The sequence below is a fragment of the Curtobacterium sp. GD1 genome (assembly GCF_020882855.1).
Lineage (GTDB): Bacteria > Actinomycetota > Actinomycetes > Actinomycetales > Microbacteriaceae > Curtobacterium.
On the sequence record NZ_JAFEVQ010000050.1, the window covers coordinates 1 to 14,174 of the forward strand.

The window sequence follows — 14,174 nt, forward strand, 5'->3', positions numbered from 1 at the left end:
GGCGCGCGGGCGCGCGGGCGCGCGGGCGCGCGGGCGCGCGGGCGCGCGGGCGCGCGGGCGCGCGCTTGGTGAGCAGAAACGGTCGGGTCCGCACGCCGGACCCGACCGTTTCTGCTCACCATGCGTGACGGGAGGCGCGGCTCGCGTGTGCAGACCCGCTCACGCCCGTCGCGCCTCCCGTCCGACGGCGCGGGACGCGCGAACGCCCGCGCACCCTGCAGGCGCACCCAGGCGCGCGCTCGGTGAGCAGAAAAGGTCGGGTCCGCACGCCGGACCCGACCATTTCTGCTCACCATGCGGCGCCCGCAGGCGCGCCCGCAGGCGCGCCCGCAGGCGCGCCCGCGCCCGCGCACGGACGCAGCGCCTCAGTGGGCGCTGTAGCCGCCGTCGACGAGGTGGTAGCTGCCGCTGATGAAGGACGCCTTGTCGCTGAGCAGGAACAGCACCAGGGCCGCGACCTCGGCATCGGTGCCGAGGCGCTTCGCCGCGTGCTCGGCCTCGAGCGCGGTGAGCGCGTCGGGCGAGAGCGACGCGCGCACGAGCGGCGTGTCGATGAAGCCCGGGCCGACCGCGTTCGTCCGGACGCCCTGCGCCGTGTACTCGAGGGCGGCGACCTTCGTCAGGCCGACCAGCGCGTGCTTCGACGCCACGTAGGCGGCGTTCTGCGCGATGCCGACCGAGCCGAGCACCGACGACATGTTCACGATCGCGCCACCGCCGGCGGCGACCATCGCGGGGATCTCGTAGCGGAGGCCGTAGAACACCCCGTCGAGGTCCACCGCGCGCACGCGGTCCCACGCGGCGACGTCGTACTCGCCGATGGGCTGCGGTGCGGCGCCGATGCCGGCGTTGTTCACCGCGAGGTGCAGGGCTCCGTAGGTGTCCACGGCGAACTGCACCATGCGTTCGTTGTCGGCGGCGACGGCCGAGTTGGCCTCGAACGCACTCGCCGTCCCGCCGGCTTCCTCGATCGACGTCACGACCCGCTGTGCGGAGTCGAGCTTGATGTCGGTGACGACGACCGTCGCGCCCGCAGCGGCGAGCTCCTTCGCGACGGCCTCGCCGATGCCGCTGCCGCCACCGGTGACGATGGCGACCTTGCCCTCGAACTCGGACATGATTCCTTCTCTCTGGACAACACCTGTTGTTCAACAGCACGATACACCCGAAAACCAGTTCGTTCGCTGAACTAATTTGCTAGGCTAACGACCTGTGACCGACGCCACCGACCTCCGCATCGCGGTGAACCGCCTCTCCCGTACGCTCCGTGCGCAGAAGGCCGACACCACCGTCAGCGATGCCCAGTTCTCCGCGCTCGCCCGACTGCACCGCGACGGCCCGATGACCCTCGCCGAACTCAGCCGGCAGGACGGCGTCACCCCACCGTCGATGACGAAGACGATCGCCGTCCTCGTCGAGCGCGGCCTCGTCTCGAAGGGCGACCACGGCGACGACCGCCGCAAGGTCCTGCTCGGGGCGACCGGTGCCGGTGCCGCGTTCGTCGAGGAGACCCGTCGTCGTCGGGACGGCTGGCTCACCCCGCGGCTCGCCGAGCTCACCGACGCAGAACGGCGGACCCTCGCGGACGCCACCGAGATCATGAGGAGGCTGGCCCAGCAGTGACCGCCATGTTCCGCTCCCTGTCCGGCCGCAACTACCGCATCTGGTTCGCCGGCGCCCTGGTGTCCAACGTCGGCACCTGGATGCAGCGCACCGCCCAGGACTGGATCGTCCTGACGAAGCTGTCCGACAACGACGCCATCGCGGTCGGCATCACGATGGCCCTGCAGTTCGGTCCGCAGCTGCTCCTCCTGCCCCTGACCGGGCTCGCCGCCGACCGGTTCGACCGGCGCAAGATGCTCATGCTGACGCAAGGGCTGATGGGCGCCCTCGGCCTGGGGCTCGGCATCATGGTGCTGACCGACACCGCCACGATCTGGTCGCTCTACGGGTTCGCCCTCGCGCTCGGCATCGTCGCCGCGTTCGACACCCCGATCCGCCAGGCCTTCGTGTCCGACGTCGTGCAGGGCGAGAACGTCGCCAACGCCGTGGCGCTCAACTCGGCCTCCTTCAACGCCGCCAGGCTGATCGGCCCCGCGGTCGCCGGTGTGCTCATCGCGGCGATCGGCTCCGGCTGGGTGTTCGTCATCAACGCCGCCTCGTTCCTGGCCGTGCTCATCGCGCTCCGCTTCGTCGACCCCGCACAGCTCGCCGAGCGGATCCGGCCGAAGCGCGGCAAGGGGCAGATCCTCGCGGGCTTCCAGTACGTGCGGACGCGGCCGGACATCATCGTCGTGCTCTGCATGATCTTCGTCGTCGGGACCTTCGGCGTGAACTTCCCGATCTTCACCTCGACCATGGCCCGCGTCGAGTTCCACAAGGGGGCGGGCGAGTTCGGCCTGCTCAACTCGGTCATGGCGATCGGTTCGGTCGCCGGCGCCCTACTCTCCGCACGCCGCGACCGCCCGCGGATGCGCACGCTCGTCGTCGCCTCCGCCGGGTTCGGCCTGGCCTGCGTCGCGGCCGCCGTCGCCCCGACGTACTGGTCGTTCGCGATCGTCCTGGTCTTCGTCGGGCTCGCGTCGCTGACGTTCATGACGACCGCGAACGCCCTCGTCCAGACCACCACGAAGCCCGCGATGCGCGGGCGGGTGATGGCCCTCTACATGGCGATCTTCGCGGGCGGCACCCCCATCGGCGCCCCGATCGTCGGTGCCGTCGCCGACGCGTGGGGTCCACGCTGGGCCATCGCCGTCGGCGCGGCATCGGGGTTCGTGGCCCTGGCGATCGCGCTCGTGTGGCTCATCCGGTACGAGCGCTTCCGGGTGCGGTACGACGCGGACACCCGCCTGCACCTGGCGATCACGCACGCGGTGCCGGTCGTGGGGACCCGCGCGTCGCGCGCGGCGCTGCGGCAGGACCTGGAGCGCGACGAGGCGGTCGCGGACCGGTCCAGCGCGGTCTGACGTGACCGCCTGACGGACGGGAGGCGCGGGTCGGCCCCGCACCGCGCCTCCCGTCCGTCGTCACGTCCGTCCAGGGCGCGGCTCAGCGCGCGGGTTCGGGCGCGGCGAAGACGCGTTCGTCGAGGGCCTGCACCACCAGGTCCGCCGCCGCCGCGAGCCGCTCCCCCGCGGCGCGGGCTGCCAGCACCGCGCCGTCGTCGGACACCGACTCGAGGCCCGCCCGGGTGTCCGCGAACGCACGCACCTCGTCGGCGATGCACGACGGCGCCACGTCGGCGAGGCACTCGTCCGCCCGCCGCGCGAGGAACCGCAGCGACCGCGGACTGTGCTCGTCCAGGAGCAGGAACGCCGCGGCGTCCTCCGGCCCGGGCGTGTGGTGGTCGCGGCCGCGCTGGAACGCCTCGCCGGCGCCGCACGCCCGGAGCGCCGTTGTCCAGGACGCGCCCGACTCCGGGTCGAGCAACCCCGACGCGAGCAGTCGCGCCGTGGCCGAACACCGCTGCAGCGCACGGCCGAGCGTGAAGAACTCCCAGACCTCGTCGTGGCTCGCATCAGCCTCGACGACCCCGATCGCCAGGGCGCTGCGCTCCCGCACCCACGCCAGGAACTCGTGGGCACGATCGGGTGCGACCTTGCGGGGCATCCGCGACCGGGTGACGTTGAGGCAGTCCCACAGTTCGGTGGAGACGACCTCACGGGCACGCCGGGCGTTGTCCCGCGCGACCGCGACGGCCGACGCGATGGACGCCGGTTCGTGCCGGTCGAGGGCGAGGGAGTCGATCGTCGAGGCCCGGTCCGGGTCGTTCGCCGGTCCCGCGGCCCCCACGACCGCCCGGAGCTCGGCGGCGACCGCCCGGTCGTGCTCGACCCCGGCGGGCTCACCGCGGGCGACGTACACGTCGAGCATGCGCGCGACGACCTCGGCCCGTTCCACGGCGCTCCCGACGTGGAACACGCTCCCCGCGAGTCGGCTCAGCACGTCGGCTCCTGCATGCCGTGAACCTACTGACCGGGGATTGCGAGGGTGTTTCGTCGCCGCGTCACGGGTGTTGCGGCTCGGCGCGGACCCCGCTGGTGCGCCCGTGTGCCGGGTCCGATCCTGGACGTCCGGCGTGCGTCCCCGGTCCACTCTCCGCGCTCGCTAGACAATCTAACTAGAGCGTCTAGCATTGTGACCATGAGTACCGAGGTGACGACGAGCGCCGCGGGGTTCTGGTACGGCGAGGATTCCCGGGTCGACGCGGTGGACGTGCTGAACGCACTCCGCAGGTACCGGAGCGCCGAGAGCGCGGCACAGCGACGCGCGCGTGAGGCACTGGGCATCGGCGAGAACGCCCTGCTCGCCCTCCGCGCACTCCTCGACGCGGAAGAGGCCGGCCGCACGGTCAACGCGAAGGACCTCGCCGAACACCTCGACATCACTCCGGCGTCGACGTCGGCACTCGTCGACCGGCTCGTCCGGAGCGGGCACGTCGAACGCCACCCGGACCCGAACGACCGTCGCGGCGTCATCCTGACCGCGTCCGGTGGCTCGATGCGCCAGGTGCTCCGGGTGATCGACCAGCTCGACTCCCGCGCGGTCGAGGCGACCGAGCACCTGTCGACCGACGACATGGCCGTCATCGTGTCGTTCCTCGACGAGATGGTCCGCGTCGTGGACGGCGTCGACGTCGCCGGTCGTGGGCACCGCGTCAGCCGGTCCGCGTAGCCTGCTGGCATGGCAGACACGGGCACCGACGGCACCGCGACGCCCGCGCCGCACGACCCCGAGGACGACATGCCCCTGGCGGAGCTCGACGCCCGGGCCCGCGCGGACGCCGCACTCCGTCGGATCCAGGCCGGGGCCGATCCCGCGCGCGAGGCGTTCGACCTCGCCAACACGATGAACGACGAGACCGTGGGGCGCCTGACGAACGCGCTCCGACGGTTCCTCGGACGGGACGGGCGCCGCACGGCCCGACGTGACGACCTGCGCTAGAACGCCGTGCCGACGGCAGCGATGTCGTCGCCGCCGTGTCCCGCAGCGCTGGCGTCGGCGTAGACCCGGCCCAGTGCGTCGAGCAGGACCGTCGACACCCCCGTGCTGCGCGCGGCGTCGGTGATGAGGCCGATGTCCTTCCGGAGACCGTCGAGCGCGAACTGCGCCGGGAACGATCCCTCGATGATCGACCCGCCCTTGGTGTGCGCGTAGACCGAGTCGCTGGCGCTGCCGTCGATCGCCTCGAGGAAGAGCGCCGGGTCCAGCCCGAGCGACTTCGCGACCGCGAGCGACTGCCCGGTGGCGGCTGTGATCGACGCGATCCAGGCGTTCGCCGCGAGCTTGAGCGCGGTCCCGGCACCGACCTGGTCCCCCGCACGCACGGTCTTCGCGCCGATCGCGTCGAGCACCGGGTCGATGCGGTCGAGCACGTCCGCGGGTCCGGCGGCGAGCATCGTCAGGGTGCCCTGCTCAGCGGGTGCCTTCGTGCCGAGCATCATCGCCTCGACGAGGGTGATCCCGTACTTCGCGGCGAGCTGCACGACGGTCTCGGTGCCGGCGACGCCGATCGTGGAGCACTGCACCCACACGGCGTCGGTCGGGGCGTCGCCCGCGGAGGCCTCGAGGACGTCCACCACCGCGTCCGTGTCGAAGAGCGTGAGCAGCACGACCTCGGCATCGGCCACCGCTGCACCGGGGTCGTCCGCCACGGTCGCACCCTGCTCACCCAGCGGAGCGGCCTTGTCGGCGCTCCGGTTCCACACGGTCACCGTGTGGCCCTCGCGGAGCAGCGACCCAGCCACCCCGGCACCCATCGCCCCGGTCCCCAGTACCGTCACCCGCACGCGCGTCTCCGTCCCTGCGCCGCACCGTGCGGTCGCCCGTTCGACGGTACGCGCCGTCGGTCAGAGCAGTCCGCGGTCCCGGAGCCACACCGCCGGATCGACCGCCACGCCACCCTGGAGGACCTCGAAGTGCAGGTGCGACCCGGTCGAGACGCCGGTGTTCCCCACGGCACCGATGCGCTGCCCCGCCGTCACGGTCTGACCCACCCGGACACCGATCTGGGAGAGGTGCCCGTACCGGGTCTGGGAGCCGTCGGCGTGCTGCAGCAGGACCTGGTTGCCGTACCCGCCGAAGACCCCGGCGGACACCACGCGTCCGGACATCGCCGCGACGACGGCCGTCCCCTCGCGCGCGGCGAAGTCGAGCCCCTGGTGGTTCGTCGAACAGGCGCCGCAGCCGCTGACCCACCGCGAGCCGAAGCCGCCCGCTGCCGGGATCGTCCCCGCGACGGGCCGGGCGACCGAGGCGCCGGGAGCCGCCTCGGACGTCGGAGCCGCTGCCGCACGACGCTCGGGTGCCCGGCCGATCGCGAAGCCGTCCCGCTCGGCGCGGGCGGTCGACGTCGCCGAGGTCGTGTACTCCTGCACGTCGAGCGCGGGGAGCGTGGACGTCACGCTCGCTGCGGTCGCCGTCTGCGGTGTGGCGACGGTGACGAACAGGCACGCGGCGACGGCGGTCGCGGTGAGCGGGACGGCCCGTGCGGACGCGAAGGCGGAGCCGATCGAGCGGAGCGGCAGCGTGATCGCCTGGGTGACGGCGTGCCCGAGGGCAGTGGGGCGGATCGCGGGCTGGTCCGTGCGCAGCGTCCGTCGCGACGGCAGGGGCTGGGGGTTCCCTGCGCTGGTGGAGACCGGGGCGGCGGGAGGGGACACCGCCGCCCCGGTGGTCGAGTGGGTGACGGCTCCGGTCGTCACGGTCGGGGACACGACCGGGACGGCCGGCGGGGCCGACGCAGCCCGGCGGGCCGACGGTCTGGCTGCCTGCGGGGTCGACGGCTCGGACGCCGGGGGTGTCGGCGCGGGCGACGCCGCGGGGAGATCGGGATGCCGGAGGCTGGCGGTGCCCGGAACGTCGGTGCCCGGCGTCTCGATGCTCGGAGCGGCGTCGCGCAGCGGCGTGGCGCCGGTGCCGGTGCCGGTGCCGGGCGCGGTGGTCGGGTCCGCCGCCGCACGCTCTGCGGCACGGCGAGCACGACGGGTGGGGAGCGGCTCGACCCCGGCCGGGGCGTTGGCCGCGTGGCGAGCGGCGCCCCGCGGGCGCATCGGCAGGCGGTCCGTCGTCGTGGACATCGGCTTCGTCGAGGGCCGGCTCAGGCGCGGACGACGCCGTCGCGGGCGATGCGCTCGAGCTCGGTCACGACGGCGTCCACCACGGCGCGGGTGATCGCGTCGGCGACGGCCTCGACCAGGACGAGCTGCTCCGGAGCCACCGCGTGGGCGGTCGTCGCGGCGACCACGCGCGTCGGGATGGCCTCGATCGCGGCGACGAGCGACGCCGGGACGAACACGGGGCCCTGCGGCTCGGCCGGGGCGGTCATCGGCGAGGTCGGCGCGGGGGCGAACGTGGCCCGGGAGATGGTCGGCGCGCTCGGAGCTGCCGGTGCCGCCGGAGCGGGGGTCGGCCGTTCGGCACGGCGGGCGATGGAGTCGAAGAGCGGCGTGGAGGACATGCTGCTTGCCTTCCGATCAGGTGGTCAGGCGTCCCGTTCTCGGGCGGGACGCGGTCGGAGTGTGCCCCTGGGCACGACTCCATTCAACCACCAGTATTTCAGATGTGCAATAGCATGTTTCGTGTATGCGCTCGTCAGTCGGGCTCGACCGCGGCCGTCGGGTCGTCGCGGCGGAGGACCTGCCGCACCCGTTCGACGATCGTCGCCGGCGGGTTGTTGTAGGCGTTCGCGGGCTCCTGTCCGCTGAGCTCCTGGATCGCCGCCATCACGGCGTCCGTCGCGTGACGACGAGCCCGGCCGGACGAGGCCTCTCCGAAGCCGGAGAGGTCGAGCGGCGTACCGAACTCGACCGTGACCTTCGCGAGCTTCGGGACGCGCGACCCCACCGGCTGGACGTCCTGGGTGCCGGTGAGGGCGACGGGCACCACGGGTGCACCACTCGTCAGGGCCAGCCAGGCCACTCCGGTGCGGCCCCGGTAGAGGCGGCCGTCGAGGGACCGGGTGCCCTCGGGGTAGATCGCGAACGCATCGCCGGCCCGGAGCCGCTCGAGCCCGAGGTCGAGGGCCTCCTGCGCCGCCGAACCCGCACCCCGCTCGACACCGATCGCGCCGATGCCCTCGAAGAAGCCCCGCGTCACCGTGCCCCGGAAGCCCTTGCCCGTGAAGTACTCCTTCTTCGCGAGGAAGAACACCTTCCGCGGGGCGAGGAGGCCGATCGTCGGGGAGTCGATGAACGAGCGGTGGTTGCTCGCGAGGATCACCGGGCCACGCTTCGGGATGTTCTTCCGACCGATGATCCGCGGCCGCCAGATCATGCGAGCGAGCGGCGCCACGAAGGCACGGCTCAGCGTGGTGTACTTCGACGATCCGGACACACGGGCCTCCTCGTGACGGGAGTCTCCGAGTGTAGTGATCACGACCCCGATCGCATGCCCGCCACGGAATGTGTCGCGATCACTCGGCCGCGGCGACGACGTCGAGCACCGCACGGCCGTAGCGCTCGAGCTTCGCCCCGCCGACGCCGGAGATCTCGGCGAGCTGGTCTTCGTCCGACGGCTTCACCGCCGCGATGCCCCGCAGCGTCGCGTCGTTGAAGACCACGTACGCCGGGACGCCCTGTTCGCGGGCCTGGGCCGCACGCCAGGCGCGCAGGGCCTCGAACAGCCCGAGGGCTTCCTGCGGCATGTCCGTCACGACGGTCCGGCGGTTGCGGGAGGCCCGGGGAGCCTTCACCGGGTCGCGCCGCATCCGGACCTGCACGCGGCCGCCGAGGACGTCGGCGCTCGTCGGGCTCAGGACGACCGTGCCGAACCCGTCGCCGGACACCGCCGCGTAGCCCTGCGCGAGGAGCTGTCGGGCGACGGTGCGCCACTCCGCTTCGCCCAGGTCGCTGCCGATGCCGAACGTGGCGAGGGACTCGTGCCGGAGCTCCTGCACGCGGGGTGACTGCTTGCCGACGAGGATGTCCACGAGGTGCGAGACGCCGTACCGCTGCCCGCGTTCACGGTCGAGCCGGACCACGGTGGAGAGGAACTTCTGCGCCGGGACCGTTCCGTCCCACGACTCGGGCGGGGCGATGCAGGTGTCGCAGTTGCCGCATGCCGTGCTCTCCTGCCCGAAGTACGCGAGCAGTCGGACGCGCCGGCACTCGATGGTCTCGCACAGGGCGAGCATCGCGTCGAGGTGCGCGCTGAGCTGCCGTCGGTGCGCGGCGTCGCCCTCGGACTGGTCGATCATCCGGCGCTGCTGCACGACGTCGTTCAGGCCGTACGCCAGCCAGGCGGTCGAGGGGAGCCCGTCACGGCCGGCACGACCGGTCTCCTGGTAGTAGCCCTCGACCGACTTCGGAAGGTCGAGGTGCGCCACGAACCGGACGTCCGGCTTGTCGATCCCCATGCCGAACGCGATGGTGGCGACCATGACGACGCCGTCCTCGCGCAGGAACGCGGACTGGTTCCGTTCCCGCACCTTGGCGTCGAGACCGGCGTGGTACGGCAGCGCCGGGATCCCCTGCTCGGACAGCGCGGCCGCGGTGCGCTCGACCGAGTTGCGGGAGAGGCAGTACACGATGCCCGCGTCGCCGCTGTGCTCGGTGCGGATGAACGTGAGGAGCTGCTGCAGCGCCCCGGTCTTCGGTTCGATGCGGTACTGGATGTTCGGCCGGTCGAAGTCGGCGACGAAGTGCGCGGCGTCGTCGAGGCCGAGCCGGGCGGAGATCTCGCGGTGGGTCTGCGGCGTCGCGGTGGCGGTCAGGGCGATGCGCGGCACGGTCGGCCAGCGCTCGTGCAGGACGCTGAGCTCGAGGTAGTCCGGCCGGAAGTCGTGGCCCCACTGGGCGACGCAGTGCGCCTCGTCGATGGCGAACAGGGCGATCTGCGCGCGGTCGAGCAGTGCGCGCGTGGACTCGAGCCGGAGCCGCTCGGGCGCGAGGTAGAGCATGTCGACCTCGCCCGAGACCACGGCGCGTTCGACCCGGGCACGTTCGTCCGGCCCCTGCGTGGAGTTGAGGAACGCGGCCCTGACGCCGTTCGCCGCGAGGGCGTCGACCTGGTCCTGCATGAGCGCGATGAGCGGCGACACGACCACGCCGACGCCGTCCCGCACGAGCGCCGGCACCTGGTAGCAGAGCGACTTGCCACCGCCGGTCGGCATGAGGACGAGCGCGTCGCCCCCGGTGACGATCTGGTCGATGATCGAGGCCTGTTCGCCCCGGAAGTCGTCGTAGCCCCACACGCGGTGCAGGACGTCGAGCGCGGCGGCTCGGGAAGCAGACACGGCGGCGGGCGCGGGCGTGGTGCTCATGCCACGAGCCTACGGCCGACCGGCGACACCCACGGCGTTGTCCACAGGTGCTGCGTCCGCCCCGTCGGCCGACCCGGCCGTCTCGTCGAGGCGGGCGGGGGCGCTCGCCCAGCCCGTGCCTCCTGGACCGAACCAGCGCCCGCCACCCGCCCAGACCGGTGCCGGACCACGGAACCGCGGTGCGGCCGCGCCCGCGAACCGACGGTCGAGGTGGCGCCACCGCGCGAGCACCTCGACCATGCCCCAGTAGAGCAGCGAGGTACCGACGGTGACGAGCCAGCCCTGCCAGGTCCCGTTGGCGTCCTGCGACGAGAGGTCGATCCGCGACCACCCCGGCGCCTGCAGCACGAAGATCATGATGTTGTTGAAGGCGTGCTGCAGCACGGTCGCCTCGAGACCGCCGGTGCGCAGCACGATGATCGCGGCGATGAGGCCGAACGACCCGACGTCGAGGATGCCCCAGACGTTGTAGCCGTTCGGGATGTGCAGCAGGGCGAACACGACGGTCGACACCGCGACGGCGAGGACCGTGCCCACGATGCGGACCGGGATCCACGAGCCGATGGTCTGCATGAGGAAGCCGCGGAAGATGTACTCCTCCGCCGCGCCCTGGAACGGCACGAGCACGATGACGAGCACGAGCGTCGTGGTCAGCGTGCCGAGCGACACCGTCGACTGGCCGATCGCGGCGTGGTTCCAGGCGAAGCCACCGTCCGTCGTGATCATCCCGCCGTCCCAGAAGAGCCCGGTCTGGACGACGAACATGATCGCCGCGATGACGAGCGTCGGGATGAGACACCAGGCCGTCCAGCCCCAGCGCACCCGGAACCGCGTGGACGACAGGATCCCGGCGGGACCGACGCGCGCGATCTTCACCGCGAGCAGGATGCCCGGCAGCAGGACCACGAGGGACACGAGCGACAGCGACAGCACCACCGGGTCGGTGGGGTCGAGCGCCCCGCTCGCGAGGTCGTTCTGCAGGTCGATGACCCCCTGCGGCCCCTGGTTCGCGCCGATCGGCACGAAGTACGCGACGGCGATGATCACCTGCGAGACGAAGTACCAGCCCGCGAGGAACGCCAGCGCCACGAGCGGGCGCCACCACCTCCAGCGTGCGTCGACGCGGGGCAGGCGGTGGTAGGGAACGCTCACGCCACGCAGGCTACCGGGCCGGGCAGGATGGGAGCCGTGCTCACCGTCGTCCTCGGCCTGTCCGGCGCGCTCGTCTACGGGTTCGCCGACTTCCTCGGCGGCCTCGCGTCACGTCGTGTCCGTGCGGTGACCGTCGCCGCCGTCGCCGCGGCGGTCGGGATCCTGCCCCTGCTGGTCGGGCTCGTGGTGGTCTGGGGTGCGTTCGGCGCGGAGTCCGTCCTGTGGGGCGCGGTCGCGGGGGTGTCCGGAGGCATCGGCGTCCTCCTCCTCTACCGCGCGCTGGCGATCGGCCCGATGAGCGTGCTCTCGCCGCTGACCGCCGTCTTCGCCGCCGTCGTGCCGGTCCTGGTGGCGGTGTTGCGCGGGACGGCGTTGTCGGGCCTCGCGGTGGTCGCGCTGGTGGTGGCGGTCCTCGCGGTGGTCCTGGTGGCATCGGTGCGGGACACGTCGGGTGCGCGGGTGACCGCGGTGGGGCTCGTGACGGCGGCCGTCGCAGGGTGCGGCTTCGGCGGGATCGTGCTCGCGTACGACATGACGCCGTCGGACGCGGGGGTGGCGCCGTTGGTCGTGTCGCGGGTGCTGCAGGCGGTGCTGCTCGGGACGGCGGCGGTCGTGGTGACGCGGCGGGCGGCGGTCACGGGGCAGGCCGCGGGGCGGGGCCCTGGAGGCGCGGCAGACCCCGCGAGGTCGGCCGACGCTCCGGGGTCTGCCGCGCCTCCCGGCATCCGTGGTGGCGGACGCTGGCCGGCTCGCCTGGTGTGGACGGTGGTCGCCTGCGGCGTCCTCGACGCCGCGGCGAACGTGTTCATCCAGGCGGGGCTGCACTCGAGTGAGGACCCGGCGACCCTGCCCGTGGTGAGCGTGCTCAACGCGCTGTACCCGATCGGGACGGTCGTGCTCGCCGGGATCGTGCTCCGGGAGCGGCTGACGCCCGTGCAGTGGGCCGGGATCGTGCTGGCGTTCGGCGCCGCGGTGGGGTTGGCGCTCGCGTAGGGGGTCGCGGCGCCGCACTGGGCGAGTCTCGCCTGAGCGGACAGTTTCGTGCTCGCAGAGCCGCGAAACTGTCCGCGGAGCCGAGACTCGGGGCGGCCGGAGCGGGCGTCAGGCGTCGGGGATGAGCCGCTTGCCGAGCGAGACCGTGCGGTCGTCGGTGTAGCCGAGTGCCTCGTAGAAGCCGATGACCTGCTCGTTGCCGGCCCGGACCTGCAGGTTGAGCTTCGGGCAGCCGAGGTCCGTCAGCAGTCGCTCGAACTCCGCCATGAACGCGCGCCCGAGCCCCGAGCCCTGCAGGTCCGGCTGCACCGCCAGGTAGTTCACCCAGCCGCGGTGCCCGTCGAACCCGGCCATGCCCGCTCCGACGACCGGGTGGGCGGGGTCGTCGGCGTCCTCGGCGACCAGGAACAGCTCGGGCTGCACGGACAGCTTCCGGGCGATGTCGCGGCGGGGCTCGTTCCACGGCCGGACGAGACCGCAGGCCTGCCACAGGGCGACGACGGCTTCGGTGTCGGCCGGGTCGAACCGGCGGAGGAGGTGCTGCATCACTTCACCGTAACGGTGCTGTGGACAACCTCGTCACGGGGTCGTCGTCGTGATCTGATAGACCTGTCCGACCACCCCATCCGGATCAGGAGCCCCGTGACCGCACACGAGACACTCCCGTCGCGCCGAGACCGCCGCGACGGCGCGGCCGGTGCTGCACGACGGGCACCGCGTCGCCGCCAGACCGTGGGTGGCGCCATCGTCTCGCTCATCGCCGAGCTGCTCATCATCGCGGGCGCCGGCACCGGGCTGTACGTGGTGTGGACGGCGTGGTGGACGGACGTCGTCGCGGTCAACGAGCAGACGAAGCTCGTCGACGGCCTCGGGCAGAAGGACGTCTCGGGGACCGGCACCGAGCACCGCGGGCCCGCTCCCGTGCTCGCCGAGCCACCGAACGTCACCGATGTCTTCGGCACGATGCAGATCCCCCGGTTCGGCAAGGACTACGAGCGCCCGATAGGCGAGGGCACCGACCGCGAGAAGGTCCTCAACACGATCGGCCTCGGCCACTACCAGGACACCGCGATGCCGGGCGCCGAGGGCAACTTCGCCGTCGCCGGGCACCGGGTGACCTACGGCAAGCCGCTCAACCAGATCGCCGAGCTCAAGACCGGCGACGACGTCGTGGTGCGGGTGACCGACGCGAAGACGAAGTTCGACGTCTGGTACGTGTACAAGGTCACCGACTCGCAGATCGTCACGCCCGACCACGTCGAGACCATCGCCCCGGTGCCGAACAAGCCGGGGGTCGAGCCGACGGCCGACGATCGCTGGCTGACCCTGACCGCGTGCCACCCGATGTGGTCGGCGAAGGAGCGGTACGTCACGCACGCCAAGCTCGACTACTGGATGCCCGCGTCGGAGGGCACCCCGAAGGAACTCTCGGAGACGTCGAAGTGATCTTCCCGTTCGTCTGGCGCATCCTGCCCGGCCCCGCGGCGCTCAAGGTGATCGAGTTGCTCGTGCTCCTCGCGGCGATCGTGTGGGTCCTGTTCACGTTCGTGTTCCCGTGGGTCGCTGCGGACATCCTGCCGCCGCCGGACGGCACGGTGGACGTGTCGCCGTCGCCCTGACGCGCGGCGGGCTCCGCGAGCGTCCTGGAACCGCAGTGTGCGAGGTTCCGCTGACGGTGGGACGTCGGGGGCCTCGCACCGAGCGCGGGACCTCGCACGGTGGTGAGGCGGGGGCGCGGGCGGGTGCGTGCGCGCCCCCGCCTCACCAC

Annotated in this window: 16 protein-coding genes; 7 read left to right on the forward strand and 9 right to left on the reverse strand. The window is 72.7% G+C overall.

Annotated elements, in window-relative coordinates; translation table 11 throughout:
- Nucleotides 1–365: 365 nt before the first annotated feature.
- Nucleotides 366–1,118 (reverse strand): SDR family NAD(P)-dependent oxidoreductase, encoded by a 753-nt coding sequence (locus JSX79_RS17525; protein WP_229087406.1) that lies wholly within the window; start codon nt 1,116–1,118, stop codon nt 366–368.
- A gap of 94 nt (nt 1,119–1,212) precedes the next feature.
- On the opposite strand from JSX79_RS17525, the gene JSX79_RS17530 reads away from it, so the two are divergent.
- Together JSX79_RS17530 and JSX79_RS17535 are read left to right on the forward strand one after the other, a co-directional pair.
- Complete coding sequence (locus JSX79_RS17530) at nt 1,213–1,623, forward strand: MarR family winged helix-turn-helix transcriptional regulator (protein WP_070416969.1); 411 nt, start codon at nt 1,213–1,215, stop codon at nt 1,621–1,623.
- 5 nt (nt 1,624–1,628) lie between these two features.
- Complete coding sequence (locus JSX79_RS17535) at nt 1,629–2,966, forward strand: MFS transporter (protein WP_070419235.1); 1,338 nt, start codon at nt 1,629–1,631, stop codon at nt 2,964–2,966.
- Nucleotides 2,967–3,048: 82 nt separating this feature from the next.
- Here the strand turns inward: JSX79_RS17535 and JSX79_RS17540 are convergent, their stop codons facing one another.
- On the reverse strand, nt 3,049–3,945 hold the full coding sequence (locus JSX79_RS17540) for an alpha-E domain-containing protein (protein WP_070416970.1): 897 nt from the start codon (nt 3,943–3,945) through the stop codon (nt 3,049–3,051).
- 198 nt (nt 3,946–4,143) lie between these two features.
- On the opposite strand from JSX79_RS17540, the gene JSX79_RS17545 reads away from it, so the two are divergent.
- Both JSX79_RS17545 and JSX79_RS17550 read left to right on the forward strand, forming a co-directional pair.
- Entirely contained in the window at nt 4,144–4,674 is a 531-nt protein-coding gene (locus JSX79_RS17545) for a MarR family winged helix-turn-helix transcriptional regulator (protein ID WP_070419236.1), read from the forward strand.
- 9 nt (nt 4,675–4,683) lie between these two features.
- Entirely contained in the window at nt 4,684–4,944 is a 261-nt protein-coding gene (locus tag JSX79_RS17550) for a hypothetical protein (RefSeq protein WP_229087417.1), read from the forward strand.
- Here JSX79_RS17550 and JSX79_RS17555 read toward each other — a convergent pair.
- The 6 genes from JSX79_RS17555 to JSX79_RS18795 form a co-directional block, all read right to left on the reverse strand.
- Nucleotides 4,941–5,789 carry an NAD(P)-dependent oxidoreductase gene (locus JSX79_RS17555; RefSeq protein WP_229087421.1) on the reverse strand — a complete coding sequence of 283 codons (849 nt, stop codon included), beginning with the start codon at nt 5,787–5,789 and terminating at the stop codon, nt 4,941–4,943. The genes JSX79_RS17550 and JSX79_RS17555 overlap by 4 nt on opposite strands.
- 60 nt (nt 5,790–5,849) lie before the next feature.
- Nucleotides 5,850–7,079, reverse strand: coding sequence for a M23 family metallopeptidase (locus JSX79_RS17560; protein ID WP_229087424.1), 1,230 nt, complete (start codon nt 7,077–7,079; stop codon nt 5,850–5,852).
- A gap of 20 nt (nt 7,080–7,099) precedes the next feature.
- Nucleotides 7,100–7,459 carry a hypothetical protein gene (locus JSX79_RS17565; protein ID WP_229087425.1) on the reverse strand — a complete coding sequence of 120 codons (360 nt, stop codon included), beginning with the start codon at nt 7,457–7,459 and terminating at the stop codon, nt 7,100–7,102.
- 134 nt (nt 7,460–7,593) lie between these two features.
- Nucleotides 7,594–8,334 carry a lysophospholipid acyltransferase family protein gene (locus JSX79_RS17570; protein WP_374475769.1) on the reverse strand — a complete coding sequence of 247 codons (741 nt, stop codon included), beginning with the start codon at nt 8,332–8,334 and terminating at the stop codon, nt 7,594–7,596.
- 79 nt (nt 8,335–8,413) lie between these two features.
- Entirely contained in the window at nt 8,414–10,261 is a 1,848-nt protein-coding gene (gene recQ / locus JSX79_RS17575) for a DNA helicase RecQ (protein WP_229087428.1), read from the reverse strand.
- A gap of 9 nt (nt 10,262–10,270) precedes the next feature.
- Nucleotides 10,271–11,413, reverse strand: coding sequence for a CPBP family intramembrane glutamic endopeptidase (locus JSX79_RS18795; RefSeq protein WP_229087434.1), 1,143 nt, complete (start codon nt 11,411–11,413; stop codon nt 10,271–10,273).
- A gap of 36 nt (nt 11,414–11,449) precedes the next feature.
- Here JSX79_RS18795 and JSX79_RS18800 point away from each other — a divergent pair, with 36 nt between their 5' ends.
- A complete protein-coding gene (locus tag JSX79_RS18800; protein ID WP_229087443.1) occupies nt 11,450–12,406 on the forward strand; it encodes an EamA family transporter in 957 nt (318 codons plus the stop codon).
- Nucleotides 12,407–12,514: 108 nt separating this feature from the next.
- Here JSX79_RS18800 and JSX79_RS17590 read toward each other — a convergent pair whose 3' ends face one another.
- The gene (locus tag JSX79_RS17590; protein WP_229087446.1) at nt 12,515–12,952 is read right to left on the reverse strand and encodes a GNAT family acetyltransferase; all 438 of its coding nucleotides are present in this window, start codon (nt 12,950–12,952) and stop codon (nt 12,515–12,517) included.
- A gap of 96 nt (nt 12,953–13,048) precedes the next feature.
- On the opposite strand from JSX79_RS17590, the gene JSX79_RS17595 reads away from it, so the two are divergent.
- Entirely contained in the window at nt 13,049–13,852 is an 804-nt protein-coding gene (locus JSX79_RS17595; RefSeq protein WP_229087447.1) for a class E sortase, read from the forward strand.
- Nucleotides 13,849–14,025 carry a hypothetical protein gene (locus JSX79_RS17600; RefSeq protein WP_156794771.1) on the forward strand — a complete coding sequence of 59 codons (177 nt, stop codon included), beginning with the start codon at nt 13,849–13,851 and terminating at the stop codon, nt 14,023–14,025. The genes JSX79_RS17595 and JSX79_RS17600 overlap by 4 nt, the downstream gene beginning before the upstream one ends.
- The last annotated feature ends 149 nt before the right edge of the window (nt 14,026–14,174 follow it).

Bases quoted from the DNA above. Each gene is read 5' to 3' on its own strand.
- JSX79_RS17525 (WP_229087406.1), bottom strand. From the start codon at position 1,118: ATGTCCGAGTTCGAGGGCAAGGTCGCCATCGTCACCGGTGGCGGCAGC.
- JSX79_RS17535 (WP_070419235.1), top strand. From the start codon at position 1,629: ATGTTCCGCTCCCTGTCCGGCCGCAACTACCGCATCTGGTTCGCCGGC.
- JSX79_RS17545 (WP_070419236.1), top strand. From the start codon at position 4,144: ATGAGTACCGAGGTGACGACGAGCGCCGCGGGGTTCTGGTACGGCGAG.
- JSX79_RS17550 (WP_229087417.1), top strand. From the start codon at position 4,684: ATGGCAGACACGGGCACCGACGGCACCGCGACGCCCGCGCCGCACGAC.
- JSX79_RS17560 (WP_229087424.1), bottom strand. From the start codon at position 7,079: ATGTCCACGACGACGGACCGCCTGCCGATGCGCCCGCGGGGCGCCGCT.
- JSX79_RS17565 (WP_229087425.1), bottom strand. From the start codon at position 7,459: ATGTCCTCCACGCCGCTCTTCGACTCCATCGCCCGCCGTGCCGAACGG.
- recQ (WP_229087428.1), bottom strand. From the start codon at position 10,261: ATGAGCACCACGCCCGCGCCCGCCGCCGTGTCTGCTTCCCGAGCCGCC.
- JSX79_RS17590 (WP_229087446.1), bottom strand. From the start codon at position 12,952: ATGCAGCACCTCCTCCGCCGGTTCGACCCGGCCGACACCGAAGCCGTC.